The organism is Pseudomonas sp. Leaf15, from assembly GCF_001421425.1.
Classification (GTDB): domain Bacteria; phylum Pseudomonadota; class Gammaproteobacteria; order Pseudomonadales; family Pseudomonadaceae; genus Aquipseudomonas; species Aquipseudomonas salomonii.
Genome location: NZ_LMKI01000015.1, coordinates 142,893 through 158,228 on the forward strand (window position 1 = coordinate 142,893; position 15,336 = coordinate 158,228).

Genomic DNA, 15,336 nt, shown 5'->3' on the forward strand with positions numbered 1-15,336 from the left:
TCTTCAATCGGAAAAAGGGTTTTACGGTTCGCTTTGCTTGCGGTTGACCTTGGCCATCGGCATCGGCACCAGCTTGCCCATGGGCTGACGCGCGACCTGGCGCACCGGCCGCAGCCCGACCACGATCTTGCGCGCCACCAATAAATAGAAGCCGCCGCCCGACAGTTGCCAGGCACCCGCCCGGCGTTCCCAGCCGGCCAGACGACCTTGCCACTTGGCAGATGCAAGCGGCGGACGATAGCACCCGAAGCGGCGTTTCTCCAGCGCGAAGCCCAGCAGGTTCAACCAGTCGCCCACTCGCGACGGCGCGATGCAGCGCGCCTGGCGCAGGCCGTCATGGGCGAACACATGGCGCAGGCCCCAACTGCTCCAGGGGTTGATGCCGATAATCAGCAAATGGCCACCTGGGCGCACGCTGCTGGCGGCCTCGCGCAGCAAACCGTGGGGCGACAGGCAGAAATCCAGGCCATGCTGCAGCACCACCACGTCGGCGGCATGTTCGCTCAGCGGCCAGGCCTGTTCCTCGCAAACGATCTCGACGCCAGGCAACGGCGCGCCCAGGCGCACATTGCGTTGCACCTGCGGCGCAGCGGGCGGCGTCTGCGCCGACGGGCCGTAGTGCACCAGGTAGCCACCAAAGAACCGGCCCAGCTCGTCTTCGAGCATGCGCCGCTCTTCATCCAGCAAAAATTGCCCGATCGGCCCGGACAGCCAATCACGGGCTGCGCTGATCAGGGCCAGCCATTCAGGATCGGCCTGGGCGAACGCTTTATCAGTCATTGCATTCTCCAATTCGCCTAGACGTTCTAAGATGCACCAATGTGTTCAGCTTGGCGAATCGAAGAATGATACAGATCAGTGCCCTGCCCGCCTTCACCGATAACTACATCTGGTTGTTACAAGACCCTGATACCCAACGCTGCGCCGTGGTCGACCCCGGCGATGCCGCGCCGGTGCTGGCCTGGCTCAAGCAAAACCCCGGGTGGACGCTCAGCGACATCCTGATCACCCACCATCACGCTGATCATGTCGGCGGCGTCGAACAGCTCAAACAGGTCACTGACGCCACGGTCTACGGCCCGGCGAACGAGAAGATCCCCGCGCGCGACGTGGCCCTGCACGATAATGAGCGCATCAGCGCACTCGGCTGGGACTTCGACATTTATAGCGTGCCCGGCCACACCCTTGGCCATATCGCCTATTACCACCAGGGCGTGCTGTTTTGTGGCGACACCCTGTTTGCCGCCGGCTGCGGGCGCCTGTTCGAAGGCACCCCGCAACAGATGCACACCTCCCTTGAGCGCCTGGCCGCCCTGCCGGCCGACACGCTGGTGTACTGCACCCACGAGTACACGCAAAGTAACCTTAAATTTGCCCAGGCCGTGGAGCCGGACAATGCCGATATTGCCGAACGCGTCGAAAGCGTCAAGCAATTGCGCGCCCGTGGCGAGATGACGCTGCCGTCCAACCTGGCCCTGGAAAAACGTACTAACCCTTTTCTGCGTACCGCCGAAACATCCGTTAAACAAAAAGCGGACGAACGGAATGGTCGCGACAACCGCACTGGGGCCGAGGTGTTTGCTAGCTTGAGGGCTTGGAAAGATAAGTTCTAAGCGGATGCAATCTGATACGGAATTTCTGAATGGTTGACCGGAACCAAAGCGCTTTCTAGAATCGCCCGACATTTTTGCCCGGAACTTACTTCCAGCCAATGTCGTCATCTATTCGTAAATCCATTTCTTCAGACGCATTGACCCGCCTGGCTCAAGCCGTGGCGGTGGCCGTTTCCGCGACTCTGGCGGGCTGCCAATCGACAAATTTCGCTGCACAATCCACCGTGCAACCCAAACCGAATCTTGCTGCCAAGATCAAGCAAAAACCTATTTGGCTCTCAGAGAAGCCTAGCCCCGAAGTGCCCCAGGATGTCTGGGAACGCATGCGCCGGGGCTTTCAATTGCAGGACGGCCTGGGTGTGAACCCGCGCATCGAGCAACAACGCTTGTGGTTCGCCAGCAACCCGTCCTTTTTAGAGAACGCCGGAGAACGCGGCAGCCTCTACATTCATTACATCGTCGAACGCCTTGAAGAACGCAATATGCCCCTGGAGCTGGCGCTGCTGCCAGTGATCGAAAGTGCCTACAACCCGATGGCCTATTCGCGCAGCGATGCGGTCGGCTTGTGGCAGTTCATCCCCTCCACCGGGCGCTACTTCAACCTGCGCCAGACCCGCGCCTACGACGGCCGCCGCGATATCACCGCCTCCACCACCGCCGCCCTGGACTATCTGACGCGTCTGCATGACATGTTCAACGGCGACTGGCTGCTGGCCCTGGCGGCCTACAATGCCGGCGAAGGCACGGTCAGCCGGGCGATCGAGCGCAACGAAAAGCTCGGCCTGCCTACCGACTACTGGAACCTGCCCCTGCCCCAGGAAACCAAGGACTACGTGCCCAAGTTCCTGGCGCTGTCCCAAGTGGTGCTGGCCCCCGAGGCCTACGGCGTCAACCTGAGCCCGATTGCCAACACGCCGTACTTCGAAGTGGTTGAAGTCAAGCAAAGCATGGACCTGTCCCGGGTTGCCGCGCTGGCCGAGATAGACGAAGACGAACTGTTCCAGCTCAACCCGGCCCTGAAACAACGCACCACCCTGGACGGCCCGCAACATTTGCTGGTGCCCAGCTCCAAGGCGCAGTTGCTCACCAGCACCCTTTCGACGATGAAGCCGGAAGAATTGCTGGCGATGCGTCCTAAAAAGCAAGTGTTCGACGAAGTTGAGAGCACACGGGTGGCCGGGCGTACCCGCAACTACAAGGTGCGCAGTGGCGACAACCTCACGCTGATCGCCAAGGCGAACAAGGTCGATGTGCATGACCTGCAGCGCTGGAACAAGCTCAACGGCCAGGCCCTCAAGGTCGGCCAGACCCTGGTGATGCAGGACACCCGCAAACTGGTGGCCAGCAGCAAGAAGCCGGTGCAGTACAAGGTCAAGAAAGGCGACTCGCTGTATATCGTCGCCAAGCGCTTCAACGTTGAGATGCAACATCTCAAGCGTTGGAACCCGCGTACTGGCCAGGCGTTGAAGCCGGGGCAGATGCTGGTGGTTTCCGGGCCTAGATAAAGTCCCGTGGAGACTGGCTTGTGTGGGAGCCGGCTTGCCTGCGATGCAAACACCTCGGTGTGTCAGGCACACCGAGTTGATGCTATCGCAGGCAAGCCAGCTCCCACATTTGATCGTCACCCAATCCGATACCTTCCCAACCCTGACCCCAGTGGTTTCAACCACCTTTTTCCAACCGGAACAAGCTGTTACTGTACCGATCATAAAGCCCAAGCCGCCTGGATCGGATCTCTGACTTGAAGCGTCCCCTCCTTCTACTAATAAGTCTGGCCTTGAGCTTTGCTGCGAACGCGACGATTACCGAGAGCCACGGTTACACGCAGTTCGGCACACTCAAGTACCCGGCCAAATTCACCCACTTCGATTGGGTAAACCCTGCAGCGCCCAAAGGTGGGACATTGCGGGTCATGGCATTTGGCACCTTCGATACCCTCAACCCCTACACCTTCAAGGGCACCAGCCCGGTTTCCACGCCCAATTTCCTGCAATACGGCGTCAACGAGTTGAACGAGCCGCTGATGGTCGGCACCGGCCAGTATGCGCCGTCCGGTGACGAACCCACCTCCAGCTACGGGCTGATTGCCCAATCGGTGGAGTACAGCGAGGACCGCAGCTGGGTGGTGTTCAACCTGCGCCCGGAAGCGCGTTTCCATGATGGCAAGCCGATCACCGCCTACGACGTGGCGTTCTCCTATCGCACCCTGCTCACAGAAGGCCACCCGCAGTACCGCACCAACCTGCAGGAAGTCGCACGGGTCGACATCCTCAACCGCCATCGCATCCGTTTTGTGTTCAAGCGCGCCGGCAACCCACTGCTGATCCTGCGTCTGGGCGAACTGCCGGTATTGCCCCAGCATTACTGGAAGAACCGCGATTTCAAGGCCACCACCTTCGAGCCGCCCTTGGGCAGCGGGCCGTATCGCATCACCAAGGTCACCCCAGGCCGCCAACTGATGTTCGAGCGGGTCAAGGATTACTGGGGCAAAGACCTGCCGGTCAACCAGGGGTTCTACAACTACGACAAGGTCGAAGTGGAGTTCTATCGCGACAGCGACGTGGCCTTCGAAGCCTTCAAGGCCGGTGAATTCGATATCTATATCGAACACCAGGCCAAGAACTGGGCCACCGGCTACAACTTTCCGGCGGTTAACCGCGGCGACGTGATCAAGGCGCAGATCGCCCACCAGATCCCGACCCAAAGCCAGGGCCTGTTCATGAACGCGCGGCGGCCGATCTTCAGCCAGACCAAAGTGCGTGAGGCGCTGGGGCTGATGTTCGATTTTGAATGGACCAACCGCACCCTGTTCAGCAACGCCTATAAACGCACGCTCAGTTACTACCCCAACAGCGAGTTTGCTGCGACGGGCGTACCGGTGGGGCATGAATGGCTGATGCTCTCGCCCTACCGCGATCAGTTGCCGCCCAACCTGTTCACCCAAGCCTTCAGCCTGCCGCAGACCGACGGGCGGGGCATTCCCCGCGAGACCCTGCGCCGCGCCCTGGCGCTGCTCGGCGAAGCCGGCTGGAAACTCTCCGACCAGCGCCTGCTGGACAGTAAGGGCCAACCGCTGCGCTTCGAGATCCTGCTGGTCAACCCGAACCTTGAACGCATCCTGCAGCCCTACGTCGAGAACCTTAAAAGCATCGGCATCGACGCCCGCCTGCGCACCGTTGACCGCGCGCAATACAAGCAGCGCCTGGATCAGTTCGACTACGACATGGTCCTGATCACCCTCAACCAGACCTTGAGCCCCGGCCTTGAGCAGTGGCAGTACTTCCACTCCAGCCAGGCGGCCATCAAGGGCAGCAAAAACTACGCCGGCATCACCAACCCGGTGGTCGATCACCTGCTCGACCAACTGCTGGCGGCGCAGACCCGCGAAGAACAATTGGCCGCCGGCCGCGCCCTCGACCGGGTGCTGCTGTGGCAGCACTACAGTATTCCCAACTGGTACCTCAACTATCATCGCTTGGCGTACCGCAACCGGTTCGCCTTTGTCACCACGCCGCCCTACAGCCTGGGTTTGAGTGCGTGGTGGCTGAAAGCTGCGGAGAAAGCCCAATGATGACTTTGCGCACCGCCCTGTTTGGCGCGCTGTTAGCGTGCGGCGCGGCCAACGCCGCGCCGCAACATGCGCTGACCCTGTACAGCGAGCCACCCAAGTACCCCGCCAACTTCAAGCATTTCGATTACGTAAACCCCGACGCGCCCAAGGGCGGCACCTTCCGTGAATCGAGCATGGGCGGCTTCGACAGCCTCAACCCTTACATCAGCAAGGGCGTGCCCGCAGACAACCTGCCGCTGATCTACGACACCCTGGCTATGCAAAGCCTGGACGAGCCCGTCACCGAGTACGGCCTGGTGGCCGGCAAGATCGAAAAGGCTCCGGATAACAGTTGGGTGCGCTTCTACCTGCGCCCCGAAGCGCGCTTCCATGATGGCCACCCGATCCGGGCCGAAGACGTGGTATTCACCTTCCAGGCGCTGATCAAGGACGGTTCGCCGCTCTACCGCAACTACTACGCCGACGTCGACGAAGTGGTCGCCGAAGACCCGCTGCGTGTGCTGTTCAAGTTCAAGCGCACCAATAACCGTGAATTACCGCTGATCCTCGGCCAACTGCCGGTATTGCCCAAGCATTGGTGGGCAACGCGCGACTTTGCCAAGGGCAACCTGGAAATACCGCTGGGCAGTGGCCCGTACAAGGTTGCCGAGGTCAAACCGGGGCGCATGGTGCGCTATGAGCGGGTCAAGGATTACTGGGCCAAAGACCTGCCGGTGACCCAGGGCTTCTACAACTTCGATAACCGCATCACCGACTACTACCGTGATAGCACCGTGGCGCTGGAAGCCTTGAAAGCCGGGCAGTTCGACTATTGGCTGGAGTTCAGCGCCAAGAACTGGGCCAACGCCTACAACATCCCGGCCGTGGCCCAGGGCCGGTTGATCAAGGAAGAAATTCCCAACGGCAATCCCACCGGCATGCAAGGGTTTGTGTTCAATACGCGCAAGCCGATGTTCCAGGATGTGCGGGTACGCAAGGCCATCAGCCTGCTGTTGGATTTCGAGTGGAGCAACAAACAGCTGTTCAATGGCGCCTACACCCGCACCCGCAGCTACTTCGAAAACTCGGAGATGGCCGCCACTGGCCTGCCCGGCCCGGCGGAAACCGCCATCCTGGCGCCGTTTCGCGACAAGATCCCTGCCGAAGTCTTCACCCAAGCCTTCGAGCCGGCCAAGACCGACGGCAGCGGCATGATCCGCACCCAGCAGCGTGAGGCTTACCAGCTGTTGCAGGAGGCTGGCTGGAAGATCGTCGACGACAAGATGGTCGACACCACCGGCAAGCCGGTAAACATCGAGTTTCTGTTGACCCAGACCGATTTCGAACGGGTGCTGCTGCCCTTCAAGCGCAACCTGGCAGACCTTGGGATCAACCTGGTAATCCGCCGTGTTGACGTTTCGCAATACATCAACCGCCTGCGCTCACGGGACTTCGACATGCTGGTAGGCAGCTTCCCGCAGTCCACCTCGCCGGGTAACGAGCAGCGCGAATTCTGGTCGTCCGCCGCCGCCGACAAATCCGGCAGCCGCAACTACATGGGCCTCAAGGACCCGGTGGTCGACCAGCTCGTCGAAGAACTGATCAACGCCGACTCGCGCCAAAGCCTGGTCGACCATGCCAAGGCGCTGGATCGGGTCTTGCAGTTTGGCTACTACGTGATTCCCAACTGGCACATCAAGACTTACCGCGTGGCGTACTGGGATCACTTGGGCCACCCCAAGGTCCCGCCACGTTACGACGTCGGCACGGCCACCTGGTGGGCCAAACCTGAAGTCAAACCTGCCGTCGACACTGTCCAGAGCGCCGATCCGGCGAGCGGAGGCGATTAAATGCTGGCCTATATTGTTCGCCGCCTGTTGCTGATCATCCCCACACTGTTCGGGATCTTGCTGATCAACTTCATCATCATCCAGGCCGCCCCCGGTGGCCCGGTGGAGCAGATGATCGCCAAGCTCGAAGGGTTCGACGGCGCCACCAGCCGCATTGCCGGTGGCGGCGCCGAGGTCTCGGTGGCCGGTTCCAGCTACCGCGGCGCCCAGGGCCTGGACCCGGCGCTGATCAAGGAAATCGAAAAGATGTACGGCTTCGACAAGTCGGCGCCGGAACGCTTGTGGATCATGGTCAAGAACTATGCGCGACTGGATTTTGGCGACAGCTTCTTTCGCGACGCCAAGGTCATCGACCTGATCAAGGAAAAGATGCCGGTGTCCATTTCCCTCGGGTTATGGAGCACGCTGATCATGTACCTGGTGTCGATCCCGCTGGGCATCGCCAAGGCCACGCGGCACGGCAGCCACTTTGACGTGTGGACCAGCTCGGCGATCATCGTCGGCTATGCCATCCCGGCGTTTTTGTTCGCGATTTTGCTGATCGTGGTGTTTGCAGGCGGCAGTTACCTGGACTGGTTCCCCTTGCGCGGGCTGACCTCCAACAACTTCGAAGAACTGAGCTGGGGCGGCAAGATTCTCGATTACTTCTGGCACCTGGCCCTGCCCGTCACTGCGTTGGTGATCGGCAACTTTGCAACCATGACCCTGCTGACCAAAAACAGCTTCCTCGACGAAATCAACAAACAGTATGTGGTCACCGCCAAAGCCAAGGGCCTGACCAACCACCGCGTGCTTTACGGCCACGTGTTTCGTAACGCCATGCTGCTGGTAATTGCCGGCTTCCCCTCGGCGTTTATCGGGATCTTCTTCACCGGCTCGTTGCTGGTCGAGGTGATCTTTTCCCTCGACGGCCTGGGCCTGATGAGCTTTGAAGCGGCGATCAACCGCGATTACCCGGTGGTGTTCGGCACGCTGTTTATCTTCACCCTGCTGGGGCTGATCGTGAAACTGATCGGCGACCTCACTTACACCCTGGTCGATCCGCGCATCGACTTCGCCAGCCGGGAGCATTGAGATGAACCTGTCCCCCCTCAATCGCCGCCGGTTCGAGCGCTTCAAGGCCAACAAGCGTGGCTGGTGGTCGCTGTGGCTGTTCCTGATTCTGTTCGTGCTCAGCCTGGGCGCCGAGTTGATCGCCAACGACAAACCGCTGGCCGTGCACTTTGACGGTGGCTGGTATTTCCCGGCGCTTAAACGCTACCCGGAGACCACCTTCGGCGGCGAATTCCCGCTGGAAGCCAACTACAAAAGCCCGTATATCCAGGAACTGCTCAAGGCCAAGGACGCCTGGACGCTGTGGGCGCCCATCCCGTTCAGCTACCAGAGCATCAACTACGACCTGAAAGTCCCCGCGCCAGCGCCGCCGTCTTCGGTGAACCTGCTGGGCACCGACGACCAGGGCCGCGATGTGCTGGCGCGGGTGATCTACGGCTTTCGTGTGTCGGTGCTGTTTGCCCTGACGCTGACCGTGCTCAGCTCGATCATCGGCGTCATCGCCGGCGCCTTGCAGGGCTTCTACGGCGGCTGGGTCGACCTGGCCGGCCAGCGTTTCCTGGAGATCTGGTCGGGTCTGCCGGTGCTGTACCTGCTGATCATCCTCGCCAGCTTTGTGCAGCCCAACTTCTGGTGGCTGCTGGGCATCATGCTTCTGTTTTCGTGGATGAGCCTGGTGGACGTGGTGCGCGCCGAGTTCCTGCGCGGGCGCAACCTGGAATACGTGCGTGCCGCCCGAGCGCTGGGCATGCAGAACGGCGCGATCATGTTCCGGCATATCCTGCCCAATGCGATGGTCTCGACCATGACCTTCATGCCGTTCATCCTTACCGGCGCCATCGGCACCCTCACCGCCCTGGACTTCCTTGGGTTTGGCTTGCCAGCCGGTTCGCCGTCCCTGGGCGAACTGGTGGCCCAGGGCAAATCCAACCTGCAAGCGCCGTGGCTGGGCATGAGTGCCTTTGCCGTGCTGGCGATCATGTTGAGTTTGCTGGTGTTTATCGGCGAGTCCGCTCGCGATGCCTTCGACCCGAGGAAATGAGATGAACCAGGACAATCTGATCGAAGTCCGCGACCTCTGCGTCGAGTTCGTCACCGGCGAACACCAACACCGCGTGGTCAACCACATCAGCTTCGATATCAAGCGCGGCGAAACCCTGGCGCTGGTCGGCGAAAGCGGCTCGGGCAAATCGGTGACCGCCCACTCGATCCTGCGCCTGCTGCCCTACCCGCTGGCGCGGCACCCGGCCGGCACCATCAGCTATTCCGGGCATGATCTGCTGACCCTCAAAGAGAAAACCATCCGGCATATTCGCGGCAACCGCATAGCGATGATCTTTCAGGAGCCAATGACCTCGCTGAACCCGCTGCATTCGATCGAGAAGCAGATCAACGAAGTGCTCGGCCTGCACAAAGGCCTCACCGGCAAAGTCGCGACCCGGCGCACCCTGGAACTGCTTGAACTGGTGGGCATCCCCGAGCCGCACAAGCGCCTCAAGGCTCTGCCCCACGAACTGTCCGGCGGCCAGCGCCAGCGGGTGATGATCGCCATGGCCCTGGCCAACGAGCCCGAACTGCTGATCGCCGACGAGCCGACCACGGCCCTCGACGTCACCGTGCAATTGAAGATCCTGGAGCTGCTCAAAGAGCTGCAGGCCCGGCTGGGCATGGCATTGCTGCTGATCAGCCATGACCTGAACCTGGTGCGGCGCATCGCCCATCGTGTGTGTGTGATGCAGCAGGGTTGCATCGTTGAACAGGCTGATTGCGAGACCCTGTTTCAGTCGCCCCAGCACCCTTACACCCAGGAATTATTGGCTGCGGAGCCCAGCGGTGGGCCAGCCAGTAATGAGGTCGGGCCGCCCCTCCTGGAAGTCGACGACCTGAAGGTCTGGTTCCCGATCAAAAAGGGCTTTTTGCGCAACACCGTCGATTACGTCAAGGCGGTGGACGGCATCAACTTCAGCCTGCCCCAGGGCCAGACGCTGGGCATTGTCGGTGAAAGCGGCTCGGGCAAATCCACCCTGGGCCTGGCGATTTTGCGCCTGATCGCCAGCAAGGGCGGGATTCGCTTTGAAGGCCAGCAACTCGACCGCCTGACTCAGCAACAGGTGCGCCCGCTGCGGCGGGAGATGCAGGTGGTGTTTCAAGACCCGTTCGGCAGCTTGAGCCCGCGAATGTGTGTGAGCGAGATTGTTGGCGAAGGCTTGCGTATCCACAAAATGGGCACGCCGGCCGAGCAGGAACTGGCGATTATTGCAGCACTCAAGGAAGTCGGCCTGGACCCGGAGTCGCGGCATCGTTACCCCCATGAGTTTTCCGGCGGGCAACGTCAACGCATCGCCATCGCCCGCGCCTTGGTGCTCAAGCCCCGCTTGATACTGCTCGATGAACCGACATCCGCACTCGACCGCACGGTGCAGCGGCAAGTGGTGGAGTTGCTGCGGGGCTTGCAGGCCAAATACAACCTGACCTACCTGTTCATCAGCCATGATTTGGCGGTGGTGAAGGCGTTGAGTCACCAGTTGATGGTGGTCAAGCAGGGGCAAGTGGTGGAACAGGGCGACGCGGCGGGGATCTTTGCAGATCCGCAGCATGCTTATACCCGGCAGTTGTTGGAAGCGGCGTTTTTGGTGCCTGCTGGTGTGGTTTGATCGTGTACATATCCGTTATTTAGGTAACGGCAACTGCAGAGCCATACTCGATCAACTGTGGGAGCTGGCTTGCCTGCGATGCAGACACCTCGGTGTGTCAGGTACACCGAGTTGATGCTATCGCAGGCAAGCCAGCTCCCACAGAGAAGCAGATCACCTCAATTACCCTACTCCACCACAAGATGGAACTTTGCCAACAAAAAACCACCTGAATCCGGTAGGCTCACCCTTTTTACTTCAAGGAGTTACCCCCATGGCCAAAGCCACCGCCCGTCACATCCTCGTTTCCACCGAAGACAAGTGCAACGAACTCAAGGCCCAGATCGAAGGCGGCGCCGATTTCGCAGAAATCGCCAAAGCCAACTCCAGCTGCCCATCCAGCCGCGACGGTGGCAACCTGGGTTCGTTCGGTCCAGGCCAGATGGTCAAGGAATTCGACACCGTCGTCTTCAGCGCCCCCGTCAACACCGTGCAAGGCCCGGTAAAAACCCAGTTCGGCTACCACCTGCTGGAAGTCACCAGCCGCCAGGACTGATCCCGTCCGCGCTGATGCTATAAACAACGGCCCGCCTTTTGGTGGGCCGTTGTGCATCAAGTGACTGGCAACCCATAAGCCGTTAACGTACAAACCCCTATTACTGTTCACCCGGCGCTCAAGGCTGATAATGCGATTGGTTTTTTCCACAAAACTCTTCAGCTCCACCCTGGCCCTGCTACTGGCCAGCACCGCCGTGATCGCGGCCCCGCAAACCTACCTCACGGTCTACGGCGAACCGGCCAAATACCCCACCGGCTTCACCCATTTCGACTACGCCAACCCCAGCGCGCCCAAAGGCGGCAGCCTGCGACGCTCAGCCATCGAAATCGGGCGCTTCGACCATGTATTGCCGTACATAGACAAAGGCATCGGCGTCTCCCAGGTCGACGGCTGGCTCTACGCCCCGCTGGCCCAGCGCTCCCTGGATGAGCCCTACACGGTTTACGGCCTGGTCGCCGAAAAAATGGAACGCGCCGACGACGGCCTGTCGTTGCGCTTCTACCTCAACCCCAAGGCACGTTTCGCCGATGGCACGCCGATCAACGCCGAAGACGTGCGCTACAGCTTCGACCTGCTGATGACCCAAGGCAGCCTGCGCTTTCGCACGCTGTTCGCCGACGTCAAACACGTCGAAGTCGAAGGCGAACGCCAAGTGCGCTTCGACTTTTCCAGCAATGAAAACCGCACCCTGCCGCTGGATATCGCCACCCTGCCGGTGTTCCCCGAGCACTGGTGGAAAACCCGCGACTTCGCCAACGGTGGCGGCTACGAAGCGCCGCTGGGCAGCGGCCCGTATAAAATCAGCAAGATCGACTCCGGCAGCACCATCACCTTCACCCGCGACCCCGACTGGTGGGGCAAGGACTTGCCCGTCAGCCGTGGCCTGTACAACTTCGATCACCTGAGCCTGGAGTACTTCGGCGACACCGAGGTGGCCCGCCAGGTGCTGCGTGGCGGCGCCTATGACTTCAACCGCGAGTTCTCCGCCACCGGCTACTCCATCGGCTACAACGGCCCGGCCCTCGACGATGGCCGCCTGCAACGTGCGCACCTGGCCAAGGAGATGCCGCAACCGGCCCAGGGCTATGTGTTCAACGTGCAAAAGCCGATGTTCAAGGACCGCCGCGTGCGCCAGGCCCTGGCGATGTTGTGGGATTTCGAATGGGCCAACCGGCAGATGATGCGCAATATGTACATCCGCCAGCAGAGCTTCTTCTCCAACAGCCCGCTGGCCGCCAGCCAACTGCCGACCCAGGACGAACTGGCGATTCTTGAGCCACTGCGCGGCCAGGTGCCCGACGAAGTATTCACCCAAGTGTTCAAGGCGCCGGTCACCGACGGCAGCGGCATGATCCGCGACAAACAGCTGCAAGCCCTGGCACTGCTGGAAGCCGCCGGCTGGACACCCAAGGGCGACAAGCTGGTCAACGCCGACGGCGAGCCACTGGAGTTCACCTTCCTCAACGCCCAGGCCGGCCTTGAGCGCCTGTTGCTGCCGTACAAGCGCAACCTGGCGCAGATCGGCATCACCCTCAATATCCGCCGCATCGACTCGTCCCAGTACGTCAACCGCATCATGGCCCGCGACTACGACATGATCGTCATCGGCTTCCCGGTCACCACCTCGCCGGGCATGGAGCTGTATAACTACTTCGGCTCGCAGGCCGCCTACGACCCTGGCGCGAACAACTACATGGTGCTTAAAGACCCCGCCGTCGACAGCCTGATCAGCGGGCTGGTCAAAGCCAACACCCAGGCGCAGATGCTCACCTATGCCCATGCCCTGGACCGCGTGCTGCAATGGAACTACCTGTGGATCCCCAACTATTACCCGCCCGGCACTTCCGCTGCCTGGTGGAACCGTTTCGGTCGCCCGGCCATCGAGGCCAAGAACGACGAAGCGCTGGAAACCTGGTGGGAAATCAGCCCCACCCCACTGACCAATGAACAGATGAACGCCGAGCTGAAAAAACGTGGAGGTGCCCGCTGATGTTTGCCTATATCGTGCGGCGCCTGCTGCTGATCATCCCCACGCTGGTGATCATCCTGCTGGTCAACTTCGTGATCGTGCAGGCCGCGCCCGGCGGCCCGGTGGAACAGGCCATTGCCCACCTGCAAGGCATCGGTGGCGGCGGCATCGGCGGTGGTGGCGGCGAAGCCGTCAACGGCTCGCGCGCCAGCCGTGGCCTGGACCCCAAATTGATCAAGGACATCGAAAAGCAATACGGCTTCGACAAGCCCGCGCCGGAACGCCTGTGGCTGATGCTCAAGAACTACGCCCGGCTGGATTTCGGCAACAGCTTCTTTCGCGGCAAAAGCGTGATCGACCTGATCCTGGAAAAAATGCCGGTGACCATTTCCCTCGGTTTATGGGCCACCCTGATCACCTACCTGGTGTCGATCCCCTTGGGGATTCGCAAGGCGGTGCGCCACGGCAGCAGTTTTGACGTATGGAGCAGCACCGCGATCGTCATCGGCTATGCCATGCCGGCCTTCCTGTTTGCGATGTTCCTGATCGTGCTGTTCGCCGGTGGCACCTCGCTGAACTGGTTCCCGGTGCGTGGGCTGGTCTCGGAGAACTTCGACGAACTCAGCACAATCGGCAAAATTGCCGACTATTTCTGGCACCTGGTGTTGCCTGTCAGCGCGTTGGTGATCGGCGGTTTCGCCACGCTGACCATCCTGACCAAAAACTCATTTCTCAATGAAATCACACGCCAGTACGTGGTCACCGCCCGCGCCAAGGGTTTGAGTGAACGCCGTGTGCTCTACGGCCATGTGTTTCGCAACGCCATGCTGTTGGTAATCTCGGGGATTCCCCAGGCCTTTATCAGCGTGTTTTTTGCCGGCTCCCTGCTGATCGAGGTGATCTTTTCCCTCGATGGCCTGGGCCGCATGAGCTACGAAGCCGCCGTATCCCGCGACTACCCGGTAGTCTTTGGTTCGTTGTTTATCTTCACCCTGTTCGGGCTCTTGATAAAACTCATCGGTGACCTCTGCTACACCCTGGTGGACCCGCGTATCGACTTCGCCGCGAGGAACGCCTGATGCTTAATCTGTCTCCGGTGGCCCGTCGGCGTTTCGAGCGCTTCAAGAAGAACCGCCGTGGCTGGTGGTCACTGTGGCTGTTTATCGGCCTGTTTATCCTGACCCTGGGCGGCGAGTTGATCGCCAATGACAAACCCTTGGTGCTGAGCTTCAAGAACGAACTGTATTTCCCGGTGTTCAAGCGCTACACCGAGCAGCAGTTCGGCGGCCAGCTGCCGTTCCAGGCCGACTACCGCAGTGACTACGTGCAAAAGCTGATCAAGCAGGACGGCGGCTGGATGCTGTTCCCGCCGATCCCGTTCAGCGACGACACGCCCAACTACGAACTGACCCGCCCTGCCCCCAGCCCGCCCTCGACGGTGAACTGGCTGGGCACTGACGATCAATCCCGCGATGTGCTGGCGCGCGTGATCTTTGGCGCACGGGTGTCGATCCTGTTTGCCCTGGCGCTCACGGCCATCAGCGCCGCCATCGGCATTGCCGCCGGCGCCTTGCAGGGTTACTACGGCGGCTGGGTCGACCTGCTCGGCCAGCGCATTCTGGAAGTGTGGTCCGGGCTGCCGGTGCTGTACCTGTTGATCATCCTGTCGGGTTTTGTCGAGCCGAATTTCTGGTGGCTATTGGGGATCATGGCGTTGTTTTCCTGGCTCGCCCTGGTGGACGTGGTGCGCGCGGAGTTCCTGCGCGGGCGCAACCTGGAATACGTCAAGGCCGCACGCGCCCTGGGCCTGGGCGACGGCAAGATCATTCGCCGGCATATCCTGCCCAATGCCATGACCGCCACCTTGAGCTACCTGCCGTTTATCCTGACCGGGGCGATTTCGACCCTTAGCGCCCTGGATTTTCTCGGGTTCGGCATGCCCGCCGGCAGTGCCTCCCTGGGCGAGCTGATCGCCCAGGGCAAGCAGAACCTGCAAGCGCCCTGGCTGGGCCTGACGGCGTTTTTCACCCTGGCGCTGATCCTGTCGCTGCTGGTCTTTATCGGCGAGGCATTGCGTGATGCCTTCGACCCACGCTCATGAGTAATTGC

12 protein-coding genes are annotated in these 15,336 nt (G+C 60.9%); 11 read left to right on the forward strand and 1 reads right to left on the reverse strand.

Features of this window, described 5'->3' with window-relative positions; all coding sequences use genetic code 11:
- Positions 1 to 21: 21 nt before the first annotated feature.
- Positions 22 to 780 (reverse strand): class I SAM-dependent methyltransferase, encoded by a 759-nt coding sequence (locus tag ASE80_RS14315; RefSeq protein WP_017136933.1) that lies wholly within the window; start codon positions 778 to 780, stop codon positions 22 to 24.
- Positions 781 to 845: 65 nt separating this feature from the next.
- Between ASE80_RS14315 and gloB the strand changes: the two genes are divergently transcribed.
- The 11 genes from gloB (at position 846) to ASE80_RS14370 (ending at position 15,328) form a co-directional block, all read left to right on the forward strand.
- Positions 846 to 1,613 (forward strand): hydroxyacylglutathione hydrolase, encoded by a 768-nt coding sequence (gene gloB / locus ASE80_RS14320; RefSeq protein WP_056859490.1) that lies wholly within the window; start codon positions 846 to 848, stop codon positions 1,611 to 1,613.
- A 98-nt stretch (positions 1,614 to 1,711) separates the two neighbouring features.
- Entirely contained in the window at positions 1,712 to 3,118 is a 1,407-nt protein-coding gene (locus tag ASE80_RS14325) for a transglycosylase SLT domain-containing protein (protein ID WP_056859491.1), read from the forward strand.
- A gap of 236 nt (positions 3,119 to 3,354) precedes the next feature.
- Positions 3,355 to 5,184, forward strand: coding sequence for an extracellular solute-binding protein (locus ASE80_RS14330; RefSeq protein ID WP_056859492.1), 1,830 nt, complete (start codon positions 3,355 to 3,357; stop codon positions 5,182 to 5,184).
- Positions 5,181 to 7,013, forward strand: coding sequence for an extracellular solute-binding protein (locus ASE80_RS14335; RefSeq protein ID WP_056859493.1), 1,833 nt, complete (start codon positions 5,181 to 5,183; stop codon positions 7,011 to 7,013). The genes ASE80_RS14330 and ASE80_RS14335 overlap by 4 nt, the downstream gene beginning before the upstream one ends.
- Positions 7,014 to 8,087: a microcin C ABC transporter permease YejB gene (locus ASE80_RS14340; protein WP_056859494.1), complete on the forward strand. Its 1,074-nt coding sequence runs from the start codon at positions 7,014 to 7,016 to the stop codon at positions 8,085 to 8,087.
- Position 8,088: 1 nt separating this feature from the next.
- Entirely contained in the window at positions 8,089 to 9,108 is a 1,020-nt protein-coding gene (locus ASE80_RS14345) for an ABC transporter permease (RefSeq protein ID WP_016972786.1), read from the forward strand.
- Between the two features lies 1 nt (position 9,109).
- Positions 9,110 to 10,720 (forward strand): ABC transporter ATP-binding protein, encoded by a 1,611-nt coding sequence (locus ASE80_RS14350; RefSeq protein ID WP_056859495.1) that lies wholly within the window; start codon positions 9,110 to 9,112, stop codon positions 10,718 to 10,720.
- A gap of 253 nt (positions 10,721 to 10,973) precedes the next feature.
- Entirely contained in the window at positions 10,974 to 11,255 is a 282-nt protein-coding gene (locus ASE80_RS14355) for a peptidylprolyl isomerase (RefSeq protein ID WP_010210937.1), read from the forward strand.
- A gap of 130 nt (positions 11,256 to 11,385) precedes the next feature.
- Complete coding sequence (locus ASE80_RS14360; RefSeq protein WP_056859496.1) at positions 11,386 to 13,248, forward strand: extracellular solute-binding protein; 1,863 nt, start codon at positions 11,386 to 11,388, stop codon at positions 13,246 to 13,248.
- Positions 13,248 to 14,306, forward strand: coding sequence for a microcin C ABC transporter permease YejB (locus ASE80_RS14365; protein ID WP_056859497.1), 1,059 nt, complete (start codon positions 13,248 to 13,250; stop codon positions 14,304 to 14,306). Before ASE80_RS14360 ends, ASE80_RS14365 begins: the two co-directional genes overlap by 1 nt.
- Entirely contained in the window at positions 14,306 to 15,328 is a 1,023-nt protein-coding gene (locus ASE80_RS14370; RefSeq protein WP_056859498.1) for an ABC transporter permease, read from the forward strand. Before ASE80_RS14365 ends, ASE80_RS14370 begins: the two co-directional genes overlap by 1 nt.
- Positions 15,329 to 15,336: the final 8 nt, after the last annotated feature.

Bases quoted from the DNA above. Each gene is read 5' to 3' on its own strand.
- ASE80_RS14315 (WP_017136933.1), bottom strand. From the start codon at position 780: ATGACTGATAAAGCGTTCGCCCAGGCCGATCCTGAATGGCTGGCCCTG.
- gloB (WP_056859490.1), top strand. From the start codon at position 846: ATGATACAGATCAGTGCCCTGCCCGCCTTCACCGATAACTACATCTGG.
- ASE80_RS14325 (WP_056859491.1), top strand. From the start codon at position 1,712: ATGTCGTCATCTATTCGTAAATCCATTTCTTCAGACGCATTGACCCGC.
- ASE80_RS14335 (WP_056859493.1), top strand. From the start codon at position 5,181: ATGATGACTTTGCGCACCGCCCTGTTTGGCGCGCTGTTAGCGTGCGGC.
- ASE80_RS14340 (WP_056859494.1), top strand. From the start codon at position 7,014: ATGCTGGCCTATATTGTTCGCCGCCTGTTGCTGATCATCCCCACACTG.
- ASE80_RS14345 (WP_016972786.1), top strand. From the start codon at position 8,089: ATGAACCTGTCCCCCCTCAATCGCCGCCGGTTCGAGCGCTTCAAGGCC.
- ASE80_RS14350 (WP_056859495.1), top strand. From the start codon at position 9,110: ATGAACCAGGACAATCTGATCGAAGTCCGCGACCTCTGCGTCGAGTTC.
- ASE80_RS14355 (WP_010210937.1), top strand. From the start codon at position 10,974: ATGGCCAAAGCCACCGCCCGTCACATCCTCGTTTCCACCGAAGACAAG.
- ASE80_RS14360 (WP_056859496.1), top strand. From the start codon at position 11,386: ATGCGATTGGTTTTTTCCACAAAACTCTTCAGCTCCACCCTGGCCCTG.
- ASE80_RS14365 (WP_056859497.1), top strand. From the start codon at position 13,248: ATGTTTGCCTATATCGTGCGGCGCCTGCTGCTGATCATCCCCACGCTG.
- ASE80_RS14370 (WP_056859498.1), top strand. From the start codon at position 14,306: ATGCTTAATCTGTCTCCGGTGGCCCGTCGGCGTTTCGAGCGCTTCAAG.